At 32.5% G+C, this 25839-nt stretch carries 19 protein-coding genes; 2 read left to right on the top strand and 17 right to left on the bottom strand.

Features of this window, described 5'->3' with window-relative positions:
- Positions 1-805: 805 nt before the first annotated feature.
- Complete coding sequence (locus tag L0B53_RS04290) at positions 806-1675, top strand: glycosyltransferase (protein WP_235059215.1); 870 nt, start codon at positions 806-808, stop codon at positions 1673-1675.
- A gap of 235 nt (positions 1676-1910) precedes the next feature.
- Positions 1911-2369 (top strand): hypothetical protein, encoded by a 459-nt coding sequence (locus tag L0B53_RS04285; protein ID WP_235059214.1) that lies wholly within the window; start codon positions 1911-1913, stop codon positions 2367-2369.
- Positions 2370-3040: 671 nt separating this feature from the next.
- On the opposite strand, the gene L0B53_RS04280 is transcribed toward L0B53_RS04285, so the two are convergent.
- The 17 genes from L0B53_RS04280 to L0B53_RS04200 all read right to left on the bottom strand — a co-directional run bounded on the left by L0B53_RS04280 (position 3041) and on the right by L0B53_RS04200 (position 25542).
- Positions 3041-4555, bottom strand: a complete 1515-nt coding sequence (locus tag L0B53_RS04280) for a glycoside hydrolase family 55 protein (RefSeq protein ID WP_235059213.1) — start codon at positions 4553-4555, stop codon at positions 3041-3043.
- A gap of 442 nt (positions 4556-4997) precedes the next feature.
- Positions 4998-5816 carry a glycosyltransferase family 2 protein gene (locus L0B53_RS04275; protein WP_235059212.1) on the bottom strand — a complete coding sequence of 273 codons (819 nt, stop codon included), beginning with the start codon at positions 5814-5816 and terminating at the stop codon, positions 4998-5000.
- A gap of 566 nt (positions 5817-6382) precedes the next feature.
- Positions 6383-8281, bottom strand: coding sequence for an acyltransferase family protein (locus L0B53_RS04270; RefSeq protein ID WP_235059211.1), 1899 nt, complete (start codon positions 8279-8281; stop codon positions 6383-6385).
- A 157-nt stretch (positions 8282-8438) separates the two neighbouring features.
- Entirely contained in the window at positions 8439-9464 is a 1026-nt protein-coding gene (locus L0B53_RS04265; RefSeq protein WP_235059210.1) for a polysaccharide pyruvyl transferase family protein, read from the bottom strand.
- Positions 9454-10713, bottom strand: coding sequence for a hypothetical protein (locus L0B53_RS04260; RefSeq protein ID WP_235059209.1), 1260 nt, complete (start codon positions 10711-10713; stop codon positions 9454-9456). Before L0B53_RS04260 ends, L0B53_RS04265 begins: the two co-directional genes overlap by 11 nt.
- A 179-nt stretch (positions 10714-10892) precedes the next feature.
- Positions 10893-11177, bottom strand: coding sequence for an IS1-like element transposase (locus L0B53_RS04255; protein WP_235059208.1), 285 nt, complete (start codon positions 11175-11177; stop codon positions 10893-10895).
- A 182-nt stretch (positions 11178-11359) separates the two neighbouring features.
- Complete coding sequence (locus L0B53_RS04250) at positions 11360-12637, bottom strand: oligosaccharide flippase family protein (RefSeq protein ID WP_235059207.1); 1278 nt, start codon at positions 12635-12637, stop codon at positions 11360-11362.
- Positions 12634-13803, bottom strand: a complete 1170-nt coding sequence (locus tag L0B53_RS04245) for a nucleotide sugar dehydrogenase (RefSeq protein WP_235059723.1) — start codon at positions 13801-13803, stop codon at positions 12634-12636. The genes L0B53_RS04250 and L0B53_RS04245 overlap by 4 nt, the downstream gene beginning before the upstream one ends.
- A 30-nt stretch (positions 13804-13833) precedes the next feature.
- Positions 13834-14781 carry an ATP-grasp fold amidoligase family protein gene (locus L0B53_RS04240; protein WP_235059206.1) on the bottom strand — a complete coding sequence of 316 codons (948 nt, stop codon included), beginning with the start codon at positions 14779-14781 and terminating at the stop codon, positions 13834-13836.
- 57 nt (positions 14782-14838) lie between these two features.
- The gene (locus L0B53_RS04235) at positions 14839-15651 is read right to left on the bottom strand and encodes a glycosyltransferase (RefSeq protein WP_235059205.1); all 813 of its coding nucleotides are present in this window, start codon (positions 15649-15651) and stop codon (positions 14839-14841) included.
- 27 nt (positions 15652-15678) lie between these two features.
- Positions 15679-16782 (bottom strand): hypothetical protein, encoded by a 1104-nt coding sequence (locus L0B53_RS04230; protein ID WP_235059204.1) that lies wholly within the window; start codon positions 16780-16782, stop codon positions 15679-15681.
- A 69-nt stretch (positions 16783-16851) separates the two neighbouring features.
- Complete coding sequence (locus tag L0B53_RS04225; RefSeq protein ID WP_235059203.1) at positions 16852-17544, bottom strand: WecB/TagA/CpsF family glycosyltransferase; 693 nt, start codon at positions 17542-17544, stop codon at positions 16852-16854.
- 2 nt (positions 17545-17546) lie between these two features.
- Complete coding sequence (locus tag L0B53_RS04220) at positions 17547-19754, bottom strand: polysaccharide biosynthesis tyrosine autokinase (RefSeq protein ID WP_235059202.1); 2208 nt, start codon at positions 19752-19754, stop codon at positions 17547-17549.
- A gap of 14 nt (positions 19755-19768) precedes the next feature.
- Positions 19769-20305 carry a polysaccharide biosynthesis/export family protein gene (locus L0B53_RS04215; protein WP_235059201.1) on the bottom strand — a complete coding sequence of 179 codons (537 nt, stop codon included), beginning with the start codon at positions 20303-20305 and terminating at the stop codon, positions 19769-19771.
- 1244 nt (positions 20306-21549) lie between these two features.
- Positions 21550-23754 carry a polysaccharide biosynthesis tyrosine autokinase gene (locus L0B53_RS04210; RefSeq protein WP_235059200.1) on the bottom strand — a complete coding sequence of 735 codons (2205 nt, stop codon included), beginning with the start codon at positions 23752-23754 and terminating at the stop codon, positions 21550-21552.
- Between the two features lie 14 nt (positions 23755-23768).
- Positions 23769-24302: a polysaccharide biosynthesis/export family protein gene (locus L0B53_RS04205; RefSeq protein WP_235059199.1), complete on the bottom strand. Its 534-nt coding sequence runs from the start codon at positions 24300-24302 to the stop codon at positions 23769-23771.
- Positions 24303-24312: 10 nt separating this feature from the next.
- Entirely contained in the window at positions 24313-25542 is a 1230-nt protein-coding gene (locus tag L0B53_RS04200) for an outer membrane beta-barrel protein (protein ID WP_235059198.1), read from the bottom strand.
- Positions 25543-25839 lie beyond the last annotated feature (297 nt).

Below are 25839 nucleotides of genomic sequence, written 5' to 3'. Positions count from 1 at the left end.
AATGTGGAGGTGTTAAGGTTTATATGAATTCTTATATTCCCATTAAAAAATAGAACCTAAAACACCTGTTATTAAATACATACCAATTATGAAATATTATATTTCGATATTACCCACTAAAAAAAACAAAAACAATACCTATAATTTTATAAGTGTCATTCCATCTTTAGGGGTTTTCAATATTTAAAATTATAAAATTATTTTAGTTAACATTGTTATATTCATGTCAAGATCAAAGTCGAAACGTTTTACTACAATATTTAAACAGGATCTAAAAAACACAACAAACCATAAATTAATAGATAAAAATCAGTTAATTAAAAAATAAAAAACAAAATAGAATACAGAAATAAAAACAAATCAAATACACTAAAATAATTAGAAAAACAAAGTACAACTTAAAATAAAACAGGCAAAATCCGTATCCAACTTGTTTTTACCTGGCAAACAAAAACAAAAATAACAAGATCAAAAAACAGGAAAATAAATAACATCCAGCTCAAAAAACACGGGTGAAACCACATGAAAATTGAAAACAAAAACAAATCAAATACAATTTAATGAAAAAACCCAATCCTAATGAAAACATTTTAAATACAGAGCTGTGTTAAATTTGTTTTTATTACTCAGATTATGATTCACCCATAAAAATCCCCCTAATCCAACCAAAGAAAAACCAAAAATTCACAAAATCAGAATAAAGTACGCACTTATTTATGCTCGATTCAAGAAAATATAGAAATTTACCCTATAATTTGTTAACCCGTTTTTAATACACCATTTGAATTTCGAGCAATCTATAAAAATGTCTAAAAAAGTCACTGTTTATATAACAACGCTAAATCGATTAGATTTCTTCAAACGAGCCGTCAACTCTGTTTTAGCCCAAGATTACCCATCTATTGAGATTATTGTCGTAGATGACAAATCAGATAAAGATGTATCCCAAGCAATACAAGAATACATTGCTGATTATGACAATGTCCTCTATTTCTATAATGAAGAGCGTATGGGGGCTTGTTATTCACGCAATATTGCGATTAACCATTCGACGGGCACTTATATTACTGGATTAGATGATGATGATTACTTTGAATCTAATCGAATCTCTCATTTCGTTAATAAATACCAACAACTGGTTGATAATCACACTCAGTTTGCAGGTGTATTTTCTAACTTTAATGTTATTAGAGATGAGACACTTAAAGGCTTTGAACGTAAATCAAATGTTAGCTTTGAAGATATAAAAACTTGGAATCATGTTGGTAATCAATTATTTTCTGAAGTCAGTAAATTTAAGAAAATTAATGGTTTCGATCCTAACCTTCCGGCATGGCAAGATTTTGATGTCTGGTATCGAATGATCAAACAGTATGGTAATGCGATAAATGATGGCAGTTACTCGTATACCCAAGATATGTCTCACGATGCAGATAGAATTTCACTCAACTCGGTAAGAATTAATAAGGCTTTTGATATTTTCCAAGAGAAATTCAGTCTGAATAAACAAGAGACAGATATCATCCGACTCAGCCTCTTAAATTATTGTCGTCCAGACCAAAGCTTCCCTATTAGCTTGTTTATTAAAACGCTCTTCTCTTGCAGAAATGGTGCACAATTTTACTTAACTTGTAAAATATTCATGAAGTACGTATTAAAGATGAATAAGAAGTAAGATTTAATCTGAATTGAGATCATTAATCACGGATTAAGATCTCTCTTATCATTTACAGTGATATACCTAAAATAATTTGAGTTGCTAGTAGGCGGTAAGTGAATGAGCGTAGCCAACAACCTAGCAGCTGCAAGTATGAGGGGATAAATAGAGCGAACAGAGACTCCCTATTCGTGACTTCAAACAAAAAAGGTATAAACAACCTTATTCACATCGGTTAAAAAGCACCAAAGTTATGTTAAAACGAACTAAAATCATTATTTTAGCCTGCTTGCTTTGCTCCTCTTATTTGGGCTATAAAGCATTAAAAGTTTATAATTATTATCAAAATCAAGCACAATTGGCACTCTTTACCACTGAATTTGTGCAAGCGCTAGCACCTGAATTACAACCAGGGGAACATCAATTAATTTTTAAATCATCCTCTCCCTTTTCTCGACATAATAACTATATCGTTTTTCATTTTACGCCTGAGCAAGAAGAACTTTATAAGCAGAGAAAATTGGCAGTAAAAAGCGGTATAAATACTGAAATGGGTTTAGACTACGGTATTTTTTCCTCCCTTATGGTGGTATTAATCACTGGTGGAGGCATCATATTGACAACTATTTACTCATCCAAGTTCCAACACGCTATGTCGCTTATATCGATCTTTATTTGCCTTTATTCGATGAAGAAAAGGCAAACAAGATGAAATTAAACGATAATTATTGGGTAGAAGCGGTTCATTAATCTGCATCAATTAAGCGATAAAAATTAAGAAATAAGAAAAAAGGGGAGTCATTTTGACTCCCCTTTTTTTGCTTATTTAAGAGAGTCTCACATAATTACCATCACTCTTAATCAGGATGAGAGTCATCATCAGTATTTGATTACCCAATAGTGGAGAAGTTGAATTCATCTAACCATTTAGCCGCTTTAAGTATGAAAAGTACGAGTGAACATTTTTATTCTGGCTAAATTCAAACAAATGCATAATTACAATCGAATTTCATTAGTATAGCTACTACATATACATACCAAAAATAATTGGAGTTGTTATTAGTAGACGACAAGAAGAGAGGCCCCATGAGTACTATATTACTGGGGCGAACGAACGTAGCCAACAACCTAGCGACTTCAAGTATGAAGGGTATATACTCAAAATAATTGGAGTTGCTAGTAGGCGGCAAGTGAGTGAGGCCCCATGAGTATAGATGTACTATATGACTGGGGCGAATGAACGTAGCCAACAACCTAGCGACTTCAAATATGAAGGGTATAAATGAAATGGACTAAAAGTCATTAGCTAAGTGAATTCTATTTAGTAAGAAATCAGACAATTATAAAGCTGCCGTTAAGTACCTAAAAGTAAAAGCGTTCAATTTATACATGCGAGATCATCACGGTCATATTTGCATTTCGTTTTGATTTATTCTTTAGACTCAATCTCACTTTTCCACTATTTTCAACGAACTCTGCACCAAATAGCGTATCCATATTTGTTGTTTGGTATAACATCTGCTGTTTACGCATTTTAGGTATGTCCCCACTATTATCTAATAGGTAAAGATATTGAGCACTGTGAAATTCTCCTTTTGAATTCACAACATCAATCTGAACTTTAACAGGAAGTTGAGGCAGCTCTGTTTTTAAATCTAAATGATCAATGTTTCTTGAACTCGTCGCTTTCAGCTTCACACCTGAGCGGTCAATAAAGCGTAACCCTTCATCCTCTTTCTCTTCACCAAAGGTGACAAGGTTGTTCATACCAGCAAGATTCATAATTTGAATATTTGAGTTATTAAACAATTTTTTATTATGGATAACAGACTTCACCGCAGAGTTACTTGCATCCCCACCAATCACCTGTAAAAGACCTGTAATTTCTTTATAGCTCTCACTGGTAAAAGTATAATCTGGACGAGTGATACCACTACCATTATCGTTCGCTCCCATACGGAATCGACAACCATCCATAATTAACTTACTGTCGTCAGAGACACTAACATGAGCGGACTGAATAGAACCTTGGCTTCTTCTTCCTGGACGATAAATAGTAAACCCTGTTGCTAGCACTTCAGCACCAATCACTGAGATACCTTGAAGGCCAGCACTGTCTGACATACCACCAACAATGGTATTGGTGCCATTTTTATAAAACTTATAGTTTGCCCCTTCATTCCACTCAACGCGACAATCTACAAAATTATTTGCATTATGACCTTTACTTAATGAAATCCCGGTTCCTTTGTTTGCATTAATTTCAGCTTGTAGTACTTTGCAATCAACCATTCCTCCCATGCCTGTTGTATTCATCGTTGCATGGCAGCGGACAAATCTTGAATTGCCAATGAAGTATCCAGCGCCCCAACCGACTTTATGGCCAATCATCGAACAGTCAATAAAAACCATCCCTCTAACTTCCGTTTTACTTGAGACACCATTATAGCTGCGATTAACACCATAGAAATTTAGTTTAGAAACCGTACTTCCACCGGCAAATGAAATTCCACGCTTATAGTCACGATGATAAACAATGGCACTAGAGCCTCGAACATGATCAGTTTTATATGGCTGATAGATTCTCTCTCGACTATCAGAAAAGAGTGCAACCCCACGTGGTAATTCAACATCACCAACAAGGTAATACTCTGTCGTTCTGGGTACAAAGACGGCTTTTTTATTCTTTTTAGCAACCTCAAATGCAGCACGAAATGCGTCGGTGTCATCATTAAATCCATCACCTTTAGCACCATAATCGAGCACATTGATATAAAAAGAGGATTCAATATTATTTTTAGCCACAACATCAGCATCATCACTCATTGCTTTACTACACGCTGTTAAAGCAACAATTGAGGTTCCTGCTGTTAATAATTTTCTTCTTGAAATAGACATAATTTACCTTATAAAACTGCCCTAATAAATGTTATATACCCTTCTTACTTGAAGTTGCTAGGTATAAGAGCGAATTAATTTAGATATGCCTCAAAGCGATATACCCCTCATACTTGAAGCTGTTAGGTTGTTGGCGTCGCTCGTTCACCCCAATCATATAGAGCCTCTATACTCATGGGGCCTCACTCGCTTGCCGCCTACTAGCAACGCCAATTATTTTAGGTAAATAGGTAATATCCCACATTCATTGAAATGATTAGGTTAGATCGGTGAAAATAAACATGATCTTGTCTCTACTATATAGATATCTATATATTGTGACTTTCATGTCATATTTATCACGCGTACCACTTCAATGATTTTAGGTATAGAAAAGTTTAAGCTTTGAGGCAAAAATTTTGATTAATAAAAAGCCCCTGAATAAAGGGGCTATTTTTAACGATTAGGACATTATTCGATGAACTAATTTATAAGAGACAAACTTAATGCTTGTTCTCCCACTTAATAGATATTTAAATGCATTTTTTACAAAAATACTGCTGGTATAGTATCTAGGATATTGAGCTAACAGATGAAAGACAATATTATCATTAAGTACCGACATCTCTTTTAGCTTATTGATCCAAGCTAGAGATTTTTCCCCACCTGAACCTCGAGACAATGACTTTCTGTCCGATCGGTCAAAATAGATAGTTCCATTGCCTTTTTTAACGGAGAACCCTTTCTTTAACACTGAGAAATAGACAAAGTCCCAATCTTGATGTTTTGGTAAAGACTCATCAAAAAAGAAATCATTCGACCGTTTAAAATAGAGACTCGATGTCTGACAGATATGAGGATACTTGTAAAAAATATAATCAAAATAGTCTTCAAGTTTAATTTCATCAGGGTATGAACTGGAATAAGCTTGAGAGTCAATACCAGAATAATAAAGTACACCAGGTTCACTCTGCTCATGATCGAGAATAAAATCTTTTTCGACAAAGTAATCATCGCTATCCATTAAATAAATAAGATCGCCATGAGATGCTTTAATCCCAATGTTTCTTGATACAGCAGCACCAGAGTTTATTCCCATCTCTATATAGATGTCATGCTCTCTCAAAGAGCTCTTATCAAAGATCTCTTTTGAACAATCATTAACAACAATAATTTCAACACTATCACTGCCATTGCTGGATGTTATACTCTCGATTGCTCGATATAACAGATTGGCATCTTTATAAAACGGAATAACTACTGATGCAATTATTTTTTTCATTATAAATAACTCTAAAATTAGGTTTAGTAAACCAAAGTGACTAGCTTCATGCGTTAAAACACTCATTAGTCATGTGATTATGTTAAGAGCACTATTATTATTATTAAACTCTTATTTATAAATCAGGATAAAGGATGATATATACCCCCTCCCTTCTGTTAGTACACATATTTAGTACATTACAAATACTTAGAACTATATCAAACACATAAAACTGATCAGATGAAAAACTTCAACTGACAACGCCACTAATGTAGATACAAAATTATTGAAATCTAAGTTAACAAATACTGAATATATAATATAGCCACTAAAAATTATTATACAAATCTAGTAAAAAAGAATTTTTATGCTTCTGTTAAATAAATTAGAAAACCATATTCAATAAAAACTAAATCGTATAATAATAACTTTTATACCTAAATAATTGGAGTTGTTAGTAGCTGGCAAGTGATTGAGACCCCATAAATATGATTGGGGTGAACGAACATAGCCAACAACCTAACAAACTCAAATATAAAAGGTATATCGATAACGTATCATCACATCTACCGTTATCATTATCGTTACTGAATATTCATTTCATTTACCAAAGCTTCTGCACCATAAATTGATAGATGGTTATCATCAAAATACAGTGGGATACCATCTTTCATCGCAAAACATTTATCAGCTTGACAGAAGATATCTTGTGGTTTAATAAAATGAACATTTTCTGGATATGTCGCATTATCAAAATGATCTACCATAAAACGATTTCTCTCTTCGTACCAAGCTTTACTTGTCCCATCAAGTTCTTGAATACTATCACCACTGTCTCGATAACCGATATGAAGCGTATGGTGAATATCTTCTGGTAGCTCTGGAATTGGATAGAAAAGATAAACATTCTCTTTTGAATTCGCTAACACTAAAATTAATGAATCCAATGCCTCTACCATAACTTGAGTTTTATTCGTTAAATTTTGATCTGCAATCGCAGGATAATCACTTAATTGATCACCAAAAAGATCAAGCGTATATCGATGATTAAGTAGAACATTCTTAATATTTGTATCTTTTAGAATATACTCAACTGATTCGTTATACCATTTAGAACACTGACTAAAACCATTGTTCTGATTATAAGATGGAACACATCCAGAAAAGCTAAAGTGCTTAATACCTTCGCCTTTTTTATCAAGTTCCTTTGCTAATGCATAAACGAGTTCTACCGTATGACTATCACCTAGCGTTGCCCATGTCACATTATCATTGAAATATTCACAAGACGTACTTGGATCTTTGTATTTGCTAATATGACAACTATCTCTATATGGGCTAGCTTCAGCCATGTTGACTAGTTTGTTATATTGCTCTGAAAATCGATTAGGAATTCCATGTTGAGTCGTAATATAAAAAGAGAGTACAAGCACAACAGCTGAATAAATAAATGGCTTAACCTTATAACAATCCCTAACTCGAGAATAAGAATTGAACTTTAATCTCTCAATAAAATGATAATTAAGGAAACCAAGCAGCACTGAAAGCACAAGCCCAGTCAATATCCAATAAGGAAAATCAAAATAGTAACCTAGAACGACAATTGGCCAGTGCCATAAATAGATAGAGTACGACCATTTACCAATATATTGAAATAAAGGGTTATTGGTTAATACACTATCTTGACGATTAGCGATTAAAATTAAGTAAGTACCAAATACTGGAATAAATGCCAAATAACCAGGCCAAGCAATATCATCAGAGATAAAAATATATGACGCAATGATTGCTAAAAACCCAATAAATTCAATGCTCTTTTTCTTATTAACACCTAAGTTATTAAGTGGGTATAAAAATGCTAATCCACCAAACATCATTTCCCAAGCTCTAGTCGGCAATAGAAAATAAGCTGGATTAGGCCATTTAAGTGTAATATAAGCACATGCTAAGAAACCTAAAACGGTACTTAACAGTAATAATTTTTTTACCGTAGATAATGATAAAACTCGACTTAAACAGACAAGCACAACAGGGTAAATAATGTAAAACTGCCACTCAGCAGAAAGAGACCACGTATGTAATAACCATTTTGTATGTGAAGATGCATCAAAATAGCCTGATTCTTGCCAGTAGGTAATATTTGAAAGAAATAATACCGAACTCGCCACGTGTTTACCTAATTGCTTATACTCCAAAGCAGGAAGAATAAACCATCCTAGCGCTAAAACAGCTAAGCAGACAACCACCAATGATGGAATAATTCGATTGGCTCTAGCAACATAAAATTTAAAAATTGAAAATGTGTTAGATTCTAGGCTTTTGAATATTATTCCGGTCATAAGAAAGCCAGAAATTACAAAAAAAACATCGACGCCAGCAAAGCCACCTGGTATCAAATTGGCATTAAAATGGAAGATGACAACTGCAATAACCGCAATAGCTCTCAATCCATTAATATCATACCTAAACGTTAAATTACTCATTTATTACCTAATTATGTCCTGCTCTAATACGATTAATTTCGTATTATAAGTTCATATTAATTAATGGGTTATACTTTTATATCATTCACAATAAAGAGCAGTTAAGTACAAAATACTTAACTGCAACTTCATTAATTTAAATTCTATAATTTAAAGATTAAAAAATAATTTTTAGCAAGTCATTATATCGATTGACAGCATACTCTTTGATTTCATGAAAATTTTCATCCTTGAAATCTTTAATATTAGAAAATTGCTCTACTTTAACATTTGCATCTTTAAACAAGCCTTCAATCTTATTGTTATTAACACCATCAGAAACTGGAATGATTTTGCTGCCGCGTAATGTCGAAACCAGTAAGACATGAAGACGATTTGAGATAACATTAAACTGATTCTCTGTAAAATAAGCTAATGTTTCTTTTAGGCTAGTGCTTTTATCAACATGTTGACAGTTATAGCCTAATTGTGAAAAGTGTTCGCTACACTCTTTCATAAAAGGAGCATCACGTTCTACTTGTGAATAGAAAACAACGTTACGCTCTTTTTTATCAGCAAGGAAACCGGTCACTTGTTCTAAGATTTCAGCTTTTAATTTTTCAGACTGATCAACTCGAAATGAGAACAATAAATCTTGTGTCTCTTTGCTGCTTTGAATATCATCATAATAGTAAGCAAGATCTGGCTTCACTTCAGTAACAGAAATGTTATTATCGATACAATAATCGTAAGTCTTTTTATCTCTCACATAATTAAACTTACTAAGTTTAGATCGTAACTTGATGAAAAATCTGTTTTTCTTTCCTAGTGATTCGTAAGAAACACCTAAGCAGATAAAATTCACACCAATCAAAAGTAAAAATAGGTAACTTAAAGTAAGGATGATTTTGTTGAAAAATTTAGCATTAGACAACTCACCAATATAGCCACCTGGGCTAAAGAAAAAGTTACATTTTTTCCCACTCATTCTGGCTTTTAAAATTTGAATACACAGTGAAAGATAGCCATTAACATCAGTATAGTTAGAGTCAGAAAATTCGTTTTTGAACGTTTGAGGACAGCGACTAAAATCAGCATAACAATCAGAATTATTTGAAACCAGATCAAGTAAATTCTTATTGATTAATGTATCTCCAACATTTTCAAATTGAGTGCCAAATGAAAAATATGAATTAGTGTTCATTTTTATTACCTTTATTATTATTTTTTAGTAAGCCAAATATTGTTGGATCAACACCCACTTTCTTAATTAGCAAGGTTACTGCTAAAATATTCCAGAGAAATTTTGAAATTGCATAACCGATAATCAAAGAATAGATTCCGAAATAATCCATTGTTAGATATATCGCAATGACTGACAATATAAGAGATATAGATTGTATAACTACATGATGCCACTGTAATCCACACAATTGCAGTAAAGAACCCGTACTACCACAAAGTGAGTTAAAAAGAACAATGCCCATAAGTAACTGTAAAAACAGTGCGTATTGTTTAAAATCTGCGTTATATAGTCCAAGTAGGAAACTTGATAAGAAAAACACGATCAATACACAAACGATTGTTGGTACTATTTGTAATATCATTTGTTTATTACAAATAGATTGCAGTAAGTCCACTCTATTTTTTCTAACTGCATCAGCAATTTTAGTTGAGTAAACTAATGAAACAACCATTAAAAACATACCTATCAATTCGACTGTTTTAAATGATGAAAATGCAGCCGAAACATCTAGGTTGGAAAACTCTTTATGTGCAATAATGGTATAAAGATAAAAATCAGCACCAGAGATAAGTGCAATTAATGCTAATGCAAAACTCGTCTTAACATCTGATTTCTCTGGTCTATTTCTTATAACATCTGTAAATTTAGCGTTTAATTTCACCTTAACTAGCTGTAATATGATCAATAGAAACATCAACAAGCCAGCCGTAAAGATGACATATTCAATACTTACATGAAACATTGAGAAAATCAGAATCGCAACAATCACTAAAAATCGCCAAACGATATCTTTAGAAATTAAGGCGTAATTAAGTTTGTTTTGAACTCGTAAAAACCCTAATGTTCCATGTGATAAAGAAAGAGACAGTGTAAGTAATAATGTTCCTGCAAAAATATAACCAGTATAATCAAGAATATAATAAAAATAAGTGACTGATACAACGGTACAAACAACAATGGATGCTAACAGTATACTTAAACTATTTAAAATTCGATTACTACTAATATCTTCTAAAGAAAATGTTTTTATAATAAAATTTTGTTGTCCTGCTCCAAAAAAAGAAGAGAGCAGCATTGAAGCACTAAAAATAGAGACGAACAATGAATAGTCATTTACTGAAAAAGTGTTTGATAAAGATATAAATAGTAAATAGTTTAGTGCACCGGCTGCTACTTTAATAAACAGCGCGATAATTGATGACTTCATTAAAATTAGCCTAATTTAAAATAAATATGAGCAATATTTAGAAAAACAATCACCCTCAACAATAATGGAGAGGGTGATATCTTAAACAACGAATATAATTATATCCAACTTCTTAAATTTTACATCGGCAACTTGCAATTATTATTATAATTTTGTAGCCAACATGAAAAAACAATAAGTTAAAGAGCGTTGCTATGTTGTGCTCTATTTCTTTTTACCGCTCTTACGACAGTATTAATACTCACATTTAATGCTCTAGCCGTTCCACGAATCCCTTCATTATGTCGAGTAAGATCTTCTATTTTCTCTTTCTTTCCAGGCTTACAGGCTTCATAAGAGTAGTCTGATTGGAATGTTTTATTACATGAAGTACAACGGTAACGTTGATGGCCATTTGCACCTTTACCATGTTTTTTTAATGTGTCACTTTTTTGACAAAAGCGACAATTGACATTTGAAGTCATTATTTAAATTGCCTTTTTATTATAATTATTAGATATTCATAGCTTATCAATTTTCTAGTTGGTATGAATGAACGCTATGTTTATAGATAAACGGTTAGATAAAGGGTAGAGTTTCTACCCCCTCTTAATATAAATTGAGTTATTTTATTAAAACTAAAAAAGAGAATAAATTAAGATCAGAATCATTGAACAAACTTCCTAATATAAGATAAAGAGATAAACTGTTTAATTTGTATTTTAGCAATGGATACTTTAGTAAAGAAAAAATTAGCCAACGTCGCTGATATAATTTCTGTAATTAAAACAGAATAAGCAGCTCCGATAATTCCATAACTTTTCACTAATACCAATGCTAGACATACATTAATCAAAGCCATGACAAACATTTTTACCATCATAAACTTGTAACCAGCATAGTTAATAATAATTCTATAACCGACTGTTCCCCACACAGAAAATAGTGTCGAAATAGACAGTATCATCAGGATATCAATGGCGCCCATAAATTCAGAACCAAAGGTATAAAACATTATTTGCTCTTGAAAAAAATAGGTAAAAGCTAATATTGGTAATGATACTAATGTTGTCATTAGGTATATAAATGAGAACCCTTTTTGTTTCTCTTTTTTATCAACTAAAACTTTCGTTAAACAGACTGTGATAATTGTGCCCGGTAAAAAGAACCATCCAGAACTAATCGTACTTGCAGCTCCATATAAGCCAACTTCAGTTAAATTACTATAATTCGCCAAAATAACTTGGTTTATTTTAATATAAATAGCAATTGAAAACCCAGATAAAGCAAGCGGAATGCCGGCATTAAGTGCAAATTTACTGTACTTCTTTTTTGCTTTGGTTGGAATTACATCTTTACACTCTTTTTTAAATCGATATTTTTTTATAAAGTATGGTATCGATGTATTAATAATATATGGAATAACAAAGAAGTAGAACTTTGCTGATAAAAATATTAATAATAATCGAACAGCATGAGATAATAACAGACCTAATTGTGATGCCCATACATTTATTTTTGAATTAAGTGTCGCATCAAAAAAAGGCTTGTAAGAATCTAACCCTGTAAAGTAAAAGCTGATTAAAATACCAATTAAAACAAGTAACTCTTCAGTTTCTAGTTGATTTGAATATTCATAGCCAATAACAATAACGGAGATAGCAACAAATATTAATCCTCGTAACCACTGACTAGAGAGCAAGAGCCTAATACCTTGCAATCGGCTCTTTGCTGCTTTATCAAAAATTAAAGAAACACTCCCCAATTGCGCCAGGGGTAAAATCATACTCGCAAGCGCAATGGCGTAATTAATACTTCCCATTTTACTTGGCCCTAAATAACGGGCCGTGTAAATAGTGATTAATAGAGTACCAATAATTGTTAATATTTTTTCGCTAAAAAGCCAGACTGCATTCGTTAGGAATTTATTTCCCTTTAAACTCATGAATCTGAGCCAAACAGGTCTCGGGTGTAAACTTTGTCTAATACGTCTTCCAGCTCTTCAACCATTCGGTTAGAAACAATGACGTCTGATTTTTGCTTAAATTCATTGAGATCTTCAATCACCTCAGAGTTAAAGAATTGACTCTCTTTCAATACAGGTTCATAAATAACAACTTCAATGCCTTTTGCTTTAAGACGTTTCATAATTCCTTGAATTGATGAAGCTCTAAAGTTATCAGAACCCGCTTTCATAATTAGTCGATAAACACCAACAACTTTTGGTTTTTTCTTAAGGATTGCATTAGCAATGAAATCTTTACGTGTACCATTTGAATCAACAATTGCTTTAATCAGACTATTTGGTACATCTTTATAGTTTGCTAATAGTTGTTTTGTATCTTTTGGTAAGCAATATCCACCATAACCAAAAGAAGGATTATTATAATGTGATCCAATACGTGGATCTAAAGAGACAGCATTGATAATCTGTTTAGCGTTTAAACCAAAACTTGCCGCATATGAGTCTAATTCATTAAAATAGGCGACTCGAAGAGCTAAGTATGTATTCGAGAATAATTTTACCGCTTCTGCTTCAGTTGGTTCAGTATATAAAATATCGATATTTTCTTTTTCTGCACCTTCAACAAGTAAATTAGCAAATATCTCTGCACGTTCACTCTGCTCGCCAACAATAATACGTGATGGATGTAGGTTATCGTATAACGCTTTGCCTTCTCGTAAAAATTCAGGAGAAAAGATGACATTTTCAGTCCCTAGTTCACGTTTTACTTTTTCGGTATAACCCACAGGAACCGTTGATTTGATAACCATCGTTGCTTTTGGATTAATCTCCATCACTTCTTTAATCACACTTTCAACTGAAGAGGTATTAAAGTAATTAGTTTCTGAATCATAATCCGTTGGTGTTGCAATAATAATAAAATCTGCATTTTTGTATGCTTGATGCTTATCAAGTGTGGCAACAAAGTTTAATTCTTTATTTTGTAAAAAGTGAGTAATTTCTGCATCAACAATAGGTGATTCTTTTTTATTTAATAAATCAATTTTTTCTTTAACTAAATCAACAGCAACAACTTCATTATTTTGAGCAAGAAGCATTGCATTTGATAAACCTACATAACCTGTACCTACAACGGCAATTTTAATCATTTTATTTGTACCTTTATTTTATAATTTTTATTTGTCAGTCTTAAATACAAGGCTGCTATCTAATTTTGGTTTTGGTGCGTTAGCTTGATATAAATTTTCATTATCATAATCAAGTGCCCAATGTTTTCCCCATTTAACATCTTCGTTAATTGGAAGAAAATCATCATGGCCGCTACCATGGGTTTGCGTTAGTTCACCGAAGTATATTTTGTCATTAACGCTATAAAGGTCGACACGGATATAATCAAAACCTTTCGCTAATTCTTTTGTTACCTTAATCATTTCTTCTAAGTTTTCTGGTGGATAACACTCCTCCACTTCAGCAATTTTTCCTAGACGAAATGGTAATCGTTGCCAATCAAGCGTAAAAAGGCTACGTCGATGGTCTTCATATCTACCGGTATCTACTTGAATATATATTTTTTCTTTAAAGCAATGAAACTTATAATCATTTGGTGTTGACTGTTCGGATTCAATATATTCTTCAGCTAAAATCATTTTATCAATATAAGCATAAAAAGGTTCATGCATCGGTGCACTTTGACACTCATCAATTGCACGGTTTAGTTTTGCAATAATTCGTTCTTTATCAGCGCTCTTCTTATCTGTAACAATTTCAAGATGATTAGGACCACTTCCATGATTGGTTTTTAAAACAAATTTTTCTGGAAGTTGCTCCCAATCTTCAATCGTTAACTTTTTATAAGTACCATAGAACTTAGTTAAGTACTTATCACCGACTCTTTCAGCGACAATATCTCTGACCTTAACCTTATCCGCAATTGTTGCCATTGTTTGACAATTACCAAAATACTTTCTATAGAATATTTTATCATTAAAAGTTACAGGATTTTTTAAATTCAATTCATAACCATGTTCATTTTCAAATCGACTTTTATATGTTAACTCGTACTTTATCTTTTTAAGTTGGTCAAATGAACTCACTGGTATCATTTTTTTTATTAGAGACTTCATGATATTTCCGCTAAATTTTATTTTATGTAAATAATTTAAATGGTGTTGAAAAAATAACTACTTGTACAATGCAGATATTGGCTTATCGATCACTTTCAACATACTTGAATAACCTATTCGTTTAACATGAAGAAAAGCGGGTATTAATAAACACTCTTTCTTCAGTTTTAAAGGTTTTTTAAATGTTAATATTTCATATCTGTCTGCATTAACATATTCCCATCCACTGTTCCTATTAAATAAAAATGGTTCAATGGACAGTGATTTGCCGAAAAACTCAAAACCTCTAAAATACAGGACATCAGGCATCTTATTTTGCAATACATTCTGTATTTTTTCGACAGATTTCAATGTAAACACATAATGAGCATCAACTTTTATTAAATAATCACCCTTACCAAGCGAGAAAGCATAATTATAAAACTCAGCTAAAGATTTAGTATTTGGCTGTTTCATTCTCTCTTCATAACCAGAACCAGCAAGAGCAATATTATAATTATAAGAGTAAATATTTATCTCAACACAACCTTTTAACTCTTCTTTTAAACGCTTAGCAATATCAATAGTTGAGTCAGTACTATTATTATCAATAATAACAATCTCATCAACGAAAGAGGCAATAGAATAAATGCTTAACTCTAAGCTCTTCTCTCCATTTTTAACCCGATAAATTGCGGAAATAGAAGGCCCTTTCTTTTTATTTTCTTTTACATCTACATATCTTGTAGAAATATCATCATCTTGTTGATCCCTATCTAATTGATAATTACTAGAAGATAGCGCAGCTGCCATAATCTGATTTTTATAAATAGGAGACTTAGCGACTATTTTGTCTAAAGCTCTTTCAACGGTATATCTTAAATTTTTCATTATTATGCTTACTTAAGTATATATAAATTATTTTTTAGCCAAAAATGGAGCAATAAACAATGGCCAAATAATAATAGAATTAGAGAAACCAGAAACAGACAGCGAGGATATAAATATTATAGCATAAATATTAAATCCTATTTTAAAATTAAATATTCTAACCATCCAATATAACCAAGAAGAAAGTATTAAACCTGCTCCAACAAACCCAAAGTCATAAATCAATCTCATTAAGAATGAATGTAAAACTACCGAATTACAATACGCTGGTGATGCTGAAATATTATTTGCAAAATAACTCATGCTTAAACATGTTTTAAATGGCAAATCTGAAGCTAAACCATGACCAAAAAGAACTTGTTGTACTGAAGCAATATTCAAAGAGTAAATAAAGTGATCCATAAATTGTGCACGGTCACTTGGATTCCCGGTATCACGGATGAAGAAAACTAGTCCTAGTGCAGCAACCATTCCAACAGCCATTAAAATCACTAATACTTTATTTCGCTTATCACTCTTCATAAAGAATGTATAAGCTGCTTCTAATGCACCAGATTTAGAAAGTGATACAAAAGAGATAATGTAAACTAATTTATTAATTTTATCTTTAACGAGCCAAGCAAAAATTGAGGCAAATATTAAAAGTGACGGCACTTCAAAGTTATTTTCAGAAAACAATCGAGGACGAATATCACCTAAGACAACTATTTTAAAAAGATAAACAACAACAAAAAGAACAATTAGAAACTTATAAAAACCTTGATATTCAGAAATATCCAAACTTCTAAAATCCACATCTTTAAATGCCAAGTAAATAATATATAAAGATGCTGTATAGTACACAAATCTAAATGATCGTAAAAACTCAAAACTGATTTTAAAATGTGGTGTTGCTGTAAAATAAAAGGTGTAAACAGAGTAAAAGATATAAAATAGTACGATTAAGCCTGTAACAAAAACCCCTGAGTCAAATTTAAAATTCTTAAGCCTTGGTAGAGATAATATTACTGCCAGCAAAATATAACCATCAAATGCTGCAGAGCTAATTGTTGGACTGTTCATTAAAGAGTAGATAATAATACATGCAATTATCAAAAAATAATGAAAGAAGACGCTCTTATTTTTAATCATTTTATTTCCAATTTATATCTTAATTTTATAACTGCACCACATAAATAGACTTAGTGGTGCAATTTTTTCTTATAGCTTTATATAATCATACGCATACTGGAAAACAAACTTAGGATATTCAATAAAGTATCGTTTCATCAGTTTAGGTTCATCATAAATTCGATAAGCAAATCGCAAGTTTAACTTATTAATCATAGATGGATAATATTCATGCCCTTTATTCGCAGTTTGATGAATAAATCCGCCACAAGTATAACCTTGACCTTGCCAGCCTAAATCTTTCAGCTTAATTAAAAAATGTTCTTGTTTAGGTGTTGCCATTCCAGCAATAACATAATCGATATCATTATCGATTATTTGATTTGCAATGTTAATTTCTTCTTTATTATCGAAGTAACCATCACGCATAATCACCAAATTTAAATTTGGATAAGTCTCTTTTAAATAAGCTTTGAATTTAGCATTACTTTCGACATCACTACCAATTACCGCAACTCTTTTGTTTTCATTTTCAGCTTTAGAAAAGACAATCGGTGCTAATGAAGTATTATCAAAACTAACACGGTCTAATTGCTTAACACCCGCCCATTTTAGAAAGTGACACAACCATTGTCCATCAATAAAGATATTATCTGCATTTTGATAAATCTCTTTTTTATTACGAACAACTAAATAACTATAAGGGTTTAGGCAAATATTCATTGCCCCTTTTGCGAGGGGGTCATCTGACCCAACCTCTTTAATACGTTTAAGCAAACTCACTATTATGCACCGTACTTTTCATTCTGATATTTAAATGTATGCTGAACAGATTTCTTATCAATTTGATTAACGATAACCCCTTCAATATTAACATCTTGATTCATCATTTTAGCGATTGTACTTTTAATTAAACTCGTTTTTGTCGAGTTCGATTTAACGACTAACAACATTGAACCTACAATTTTACCGACAATAAATGCATCACTAACCGGTATCATTGGCGAAGTATCTATAATAATGCGATCAAACATACCTTTTAGTTCTTCAAGTAGATTAGCAAACTCATCCGAAGCTAAAAGCTCTTGAGGGTTTGGAGCAATCATCCCTGCAGGCATGACTACAACACCTGAATGTGCATCTTTATGCAAACAATCTTCTAAATCTGTTTCTGTAAATAGGTAGTTAACTAAACCTGGCTCAGATTTTGTTAAACCAAAACGATCACCAACTGTAGGTTTACGTAAATCACAATCAATAATCAGTGTTCTTTCCATTTTCGCAAAGTTTTGCGCTAAATTGATTGCGACTGTAGACTTACCTTCACCTGGAATTGCTGAAGATACTGCAATTAACTTTTGTTTACGCTGCTTTAATGAGAAAAGTAACGATGTTCTAATCGACTTAAATGTCTCATTAAATACCACTAATTTTTCTTTATCAAAACTCGACTTTTCAAAATCTTTTGACTTACACTCACCTTTAGAAACTTTAAAGATTTCACCAATTGGCATTAATCCAAACTTATTTTCAAAATCGCCTGTTGATTTAATGGTATTCGTCAGCATATCTTTCAGTAAAACAATTGTTGTTGAAAGAATTAACGTTAATAAACCGGCAATTAAAATAATTAAAGGCTTATTCGGTTTAACAGGGTACTGAGGTACCATTGCTTGGTCTGTTACCATTGCATTTGCAGCATCATAATTATTTGTTGCAACTGTCTCTTTCTTTCTATTAAGAAATAGATTGTAAAGACGCTTATCTGTTTCAACTTGATTCTTTAAAGATTCATAATCATTACGCTTATCAACTAACCCTTGAAAGTTCGTTTGTTGATTTCTTAATTCACGTTCAATTAACTGCTCTTGGTTTCGGGCTGTCTGTAATTGCTTATTAATACCTGCACTTAATTTAACAATTGTTGCACGTTCTTGTTGTTCAATAGAATCTAATTCAGCTTCCGCCGCAATCATCTCATCATGCTTTGGTCCATAACGTTTCTTTAATTCGGCAACTCGACGTTCAGCATTAATCTTTGCATTATTTAGTGAACGAATCTGATCGTTATTAGAAATTGAAGTTAATGCACTTAAATCAATGTCATTATTTCGTGTCATTGAGTTTAACTCATTCGCAATCGCTTCAGCTTCAATTCGAGCACTTGTTGCATCTGATAAACGAGAGGTTAAATCATTAAGTTGGTTATTTGCTAAAGATTCAATACCGTTATCTTCTGTTAAGTTCTCTTTCTTTAAAAAGAAGCTTAACTCAGCTTGTGAACGCTTAAGTTGTGTTCTTAACTCAGTAATTTTACTCTCTAACCAATTTGATGCTTCTTTTGTTGCGATTAAACGTGTGTTTAAATGATTCTTTATATATGCTTGACCAATTGAGTTTGCAACATCTGCAGCCAACGTTGGATCTGAAGATTGGAATGTAATCTGCACCAACTGAGTTTGTGCAACAGGCTCAATCGCTAAATGCTTTTTAAACTCAGAAAGTACTTCTTGGCGTACCGCATAAGTTTGATCTTCATTATTAACAACTGGTTGATCATTTGATACATAATCACTAATAATAGGTAGTGAAAACAATTGCTCTTTAAGCTTTGTTGTCACAGATGGCCCATTGAGTCTTTTATTAAACTCAGGGTTATTCTCAAGACCGTATTGATCGATAACAATACTCGCAACGGCATTAGAACTCATAATATTATATTGAGTTAAATAATATTCTTGCTTTGTTGTATCTAAAGAAACAATCTCTTGAATTGAAACCGCTTTATTTTCTTCTGACTTTAATATCAACGTAGATGTTGCTGAATATTGAGGTGTGATTGTTGTTAAAACACCCGCTGTACCAGCAGTTACTAAAGCAGTTGCAAACAGAATTTTACCAAAGTTATTTTTAGCAACGTTCCAATAACGACCAATATCAAATGATTCCATTGCGTTATCATTTTTTAATGTAATTTTATTTAATGTATCCATTTTATTTCCCAAATTTAGAAGAAGCTTTCACTAACAACAATGACATCACCTGGTTCAACTTGTTGACCAAGAACCGCTTTACTCTTCTTCGCACCTGCATCATCAGATTTTATTGTAATCTTGTTCATTGATGCTCTTTCAGTAAAGCCACCGGCTAACGCAACAGCTTTATCAACAGTAAGGCCAGGTTGGTATGGATAACCACCAGGGCGTTGTACTTCACCGTTTACATAAATATTTCTAAAAGAAACGATGTTCACTCGTACTTTTGGGCTAATTAAGTAATCCCCCTTTAATCCTTTATAAATCAAAGCCTGAAGTTGCGCTGGTGTTTTTCCTAAAACATTTATTTGGCCAAGGTATGGATAATTAAATGTTCCATTATTTGAGATATATAAGCTGTTAATGGATAAATCAACTTCACCATAAACAGAGATTTGAACTGTATCGCCCGCACCTAATTTATAATTACTATCTGCTACATCAGCAAAAGTTGATTGGCTTATTATTAACAAAAAAGCCGATAAAAGATAAGAAACTACTCTTTTCATTTTCTCTCTATTCTCATAGTTATGATATGGATATTATTTATTTAGTTTTTTGCGATACATACAAACCAATAAAGAAGTTAATTAGAAAATTAAATTCTAGTTAATAAATATTTCAGTATTATCGCATTAAATATTTGTACTTTTGATAGCTTTAATGGCTCAAACAGTCGATTAAATTAAAACAACACACTCACCTAACATGATGATTATATTGACATTACACATTCAATCACTGTGGAAAAACACTTATAACATATTAAAATAAAAACCTCTTTTTTACTTTTACTCTTTTCATTTAAATTCCTAGTCATGTATAGATAGCAAAATTATCTTATTTTTATTATATTTTTTCTTCTTATTATTCTGATTTTTATTCTTATTCTTAAATTGCTACTCTATCGCCAACTATATTTCAAATTCAAACATATGCTTATAAAGCATTAATTTAGTGTAATTTCAAAAAGAGGTATAAATCTAAATTCATCCTTTATTTAAAAGACAAAAATAGACAACTTGATTAATATCTCAAGCTGTATCTCTTGACAAGTCCAATTTGTGGTTAATAAAAGATAGCCAGTAAATAATTAAATACAACCTTTAGTTCAAAATAATCTTAAAATAAACTCAATGTCATTAAATTTATTTACTCACTTTAAGTTGTATTTAACTTGTTTCTTAACAACCTGTAAATAGTATATCCAAAAAGTGTATTTCTGCATGAAAAATTCTTTATTTTTTAAAAAAAACCAAACATAAATCAAAAAGACATTTAAAATCAACAAATTAAAATGTTAAATTTCATGTAAAGAGCACTATTTATACTTAACCGCATGTAGTTCGGCCTCATACATTTTCAACTAGAAAGAGACAAGCCTAAAGGGGCAACCACCTAGCGTCTTCAAGTATGAAAGGGATATACTTATGATGTTTGACTCACTTCCCGCCTCATAACAATCCGAGTCACGGTCGGCATACGAGTCACCTCATCAGATTTAAAGTCATTGGTTACTGAAAACAACAGAGATTGAGGAAGGGATTAAATAGATATACCCAAAGTAATTGGCGTTGCTAGTAGACGGCAAATGAATGAGGCCTCATGAGTATAGGTGAACTCTATGATTGGGGCGAATGAGCGTAGCCAGCAACCTAGCAAGTTCAAGTAAGAAGGGGATAGGAATAAATAAAAAAAGAGGGCGAAATGCCCTCTTCTTGTTTAACTTAAATAATAGGTTTATGACACTGACTTATGCACCATACTTTTCATTTTTATACTTAAAAGTATGTTGAACCATCTTTTTATCAATCTGATTGACAATGACACCTTCAATATTGATATTTTGGTGCATTACTTTCGCCATTGCACTTCGAATCACATTAATTTTCGTTGAGTCAGCTTTAACTACCATCAGTATTGAACCGACAATCTTACCAACAACCAACGCATCACTAACCGGGATCATTGGTGACGTATCAATAATAATACGGTCAAACTGTTCCTTTAACTCTTCCAGCAAATCAGTAAACTTATCTGATGCTAATAATTCTTGTGGATTTGGTACCATCATCCCAGCAGGAAGAACGGTTAATCCAGAATTAGAATCATGATGCAAACATTCTTGTAAACTCGTGCCAGTGAATAGGTAGTTAGCCAAACCAAGCTCTGAACGATTTAAATCAAAACGTTCACCTATTGTCGGTTTACGTAAATCACAATCAATAATCAGTGTCTTTTCCATTTTAGCAAATTTTGATGCTAAGTTTATTGCGACTGTCGATTTACCCTCACCCGGAATTGCTGATGAAATCGCAACGATTTTCTGTTTTCTCTGTTTTAGAGAGAAAAACAGTGACGTTCGAATGGACTTAAAGGTTTCATTAAATACCACCAGCTTATCTTTACTAAATGCAGCGTTATTAAAGTCCTTCTCTTTACATTCATTCTTTGAAACTTTAAATACTTCACCAATTGGCATTAAACCAAATTTACTTTCAAAATCACCAGTAGATTTAATGGTGTTAGTTAATAAGTCTTTTACTAATATGATGATAATAGACAAAACAACACTTACTATTGCAGCAATAATAATAATCAATGGTTTTTTAGGTTCAACGGGATAATGTGGAATCATCGCATTATCTGTCACGATTGCATTCGTTGATGCGTAATTATTTGTTGCCACTGTCTCTTTTTGTCGATTAAGAAATAAGTTATACAGACGTTTATCCGTTTCAACTTGATTTTTTAATGATTCATATTCACTTCGGCTATCAGCTAAACCTTGAAAGTTTGATTTCTTTTTATTGACTTCTAATTTTAATAGGTACTCTTGGTCTTTAGCTGTTTTTAGTTGCTTATTAATCCCTGCACTCAATTTAACAACAATTGCTTTTTCTTGTTGCTCGACTGACATTAATTCTGCTTTAGCACCAATCATTGCATCATGTTTAGGGCCATAACGTTTAGAGTATTCAGCGACTTTTTGTTCTGCGATAATCTTCGCCTGAGCAATATCTTGTACCTGCGAATTGCTAGAAATCGAACTTAAAGAACCCAAATCAATATCATTCTGACTTTTCATCGAATTTAGCATATTCGCCATTGCTTCAGCTTCAATTCGACGACTTGTTGCATTCGAAAGGCGAACTGATAGATCATTTAATTGGTTACTTGCTAGTGTCGAAATGCCACTTTCATCAGTTAAATTTTCTTTTCTTAAAAATTGATTTAACTCTTTTTGTGATGTTTTTAACTGTAATTTTAGTTCAAGTACCTTCTTATCTAACCAACTTGTTGCTTCACGCGTTGCATTTAAACGCGCATTAAGATTATTCTCAATATATGCTTGACCGATTGCATTTGCTACATTTGCCGCAAGACGTGGGTCTTCTGAGGTAAATGTAATTTGAACTAACTGTGTCTGTCTTACTGGTTCGATAGTTAAATGTTTCTTGAATTTCGCTAATACCTCTTGACGGATAGCTTCAGTCAATTCAACATTATTAGTGACTGTTTTTTCTACAGGCGCAAAGTCTTTAATCACAGGTAGTGATAAGAATTTTTTATTAATTTTCTCACCCGCAGAGGGGCCATTCAGACTTAAATTAAATTCAGGATTATGATACAAGTCATACTCATCGATAACGATATTCGCTACCGCATTAGAACTTAAAACTGCATACTGTGTTAAATAATAATCTTTTTTTGTCGTATCGAAAACGACAACTTCTTGAATAGAAATTGGTTTACTTTCATCAGCCTTTAATAAAAGTGTCGCTGTTGCTGAAAATTTTGGTGTTAATGAAAACAGTACCAACACAGTAATAATCGTAATCATTACTGTCGTTAATATAATGTAATGAAGGTTGCTTTTAATTAAATTAAAAAAGCGAGTCACTTCAGCAGCATTATTATATTCTTCATTCATTTTTAATTTGTTTGATAGATCCATTTTGGCCTCAAAAATTAGAAAAAGCTTTCTTTAACATCAACCACATCGCCAGGCTTGACCTTTTGACTTAAATTAGCGTTGTGACTTTTGTTTTCAGATTCAGATTTTAATGTCACTTTGTTTACTGATGCTCTTTCAGTAAAGCCACCTGCAAGTGCTACCGCTTTATCTACGGTTAAGCCGGGTTGATAAGGATAACCACCTGGATTTTGAACCTCACCTGTCACATAAATATTTCTGAACTGAACAATACTGACTCGAACTTTTGGGTTAATTAAATAATCACCTTTTAAGCCTTTTGATATTTCAGCTTGTAAATGTGCAGGTGTTTTGCCAATCGCTTTAATATTACCAAGATAAGGATAATTAAACTGTCCATTAAGCGAAATATAAATACTGTCTATTGATAATGCTTGTTCACCATAGACTGAAATCTGAATAGTATCACCTGGGCCTAACTGATAACTTTTATCGACAGTCGCTGAGAATGCAAATGGCGTCATTATCAATAAAAATACTGATAATATATACGAAAATATCTTATTCATTTTAAACCTTTTAGTAAGTTAGTGCTGCTGTGATGAAGAAAATATTTTGCTCATAACTATCACCATCAGTATTAGAATCGTCAGAGTTATGTCTCCAACCCGCACTTAAATCAATTGAATCTTTAATTTGGTAGCCTATAGCTACACGACTATTCACATAAGTATCTTTTCGACCATCATCATAATCATCACGACCTTGACCAGCACCTAACTCACTATAAAATTTATAACTCCAGAAGTGTCTCCAGTTTAAGCTATACATACTATTGGTATATGCACCGTCAGTACCATCACCATCTTCCATGCGTTGTGAAGTGTTAAACTGAAAGGTTGAGTAGGTTTTTGGTTGCCAAGTTAGTCCTAAATTCCAACTCAGATTAGAGGTATCACTCTGGTCACTATTATTATAACTCTTGGTTTGAGCACCCACTCTTAATGAGCCGCTAGTTTTATCAGTAATATCCCAAGATGCACCCGTATAATAAAGAATCGTTAGGTTGTCATTTGACTCCCCGTCTTCATTTTCGTATTGATAAACTTTGTTACGAGCATCTACCTCAAATAATAAAAGGGTGCGGGAAAACAGTTGGTAATAAAAAGTGCCCACCCCTTGATATTCGTCATAGTCTTCATACTTTGAACTTAGTTCTTCATCATCTCCTGTTAGATCACGAAAATTATCATAATACACATTGCTATAACCGGCGGTAAACTCGAGTCGCCCTTTAGAATGCAATCCATATTTATAGGTTGTAGCGACACGATTACTGGTATACTTCACCACTTCATCTTGTTGGTCTTCAAAATCAGACCCATCAAAAAGACCGGTTCCACGATCTTCATGCAGCTTTGCAAACGTATAATTCAAATCGAGTTCTGACTTACTACCAATCCTAACGGTAGCACTAGTGTCAACTCTATGATCTGTATAGTTATCGGCTTCACTGTCTGCATACGTTCCGTTATCTAAGCGGTATTCAAATTCAAGTGCATATTTATTTTTATCAAAACGGGCAGCAACACCCGGTGTAACACCATAAAAGAATGAATCAATACTTTCTTCACCGTCATTCACATGTGTCACATTGTCGTTATACTCTCCTGTGACTTCTAATATTGGTGTGAACTCGACGCCTGCATCAGTTTTAACCCAGGTTCTTTCACCATTTGCAGCTGCCATCGCTGTACTGCAACACCCCAATAGGATGCTTGATAAAATTAATTTCTTTTTAAAACTCATTATGTTTCCAGATAGCGAACTCGGTATTAACCGACTATACCCACCCTACTTGAGGCTGCTAAGTCGCTGGCTGTACTCATGCACAGTCTGCTAACAACACCACTTATTTTAGGTATATATTTATATAAACTTATGTTTTCGATATTAATAATTCTTCTTTATCTCCGGAGTGATAAACAAACATTAAAAACAGAAGCTTAATAAAGAAATAAATATTAACTCGAATATATTATTCCAGTTGATATTCATATGATTTTTGATATATCGTTACAATAAAATAGCCAAAGATATTCTTAA

It is taken from the genome of Vibrio sp. SS-MA-C1-2, assembly GCF_021513135.1.
Taxonomy (GTDB): Bacteria; Pseudomonadota; Gammaproteobacteria; order Enterobacterales; family Vibrionaceae.
The sequence above is the reverse complement of the archived record's forward strand: the minus strand, read 5'-3'. Positions and strand labels throughout refer to the sequence as shown.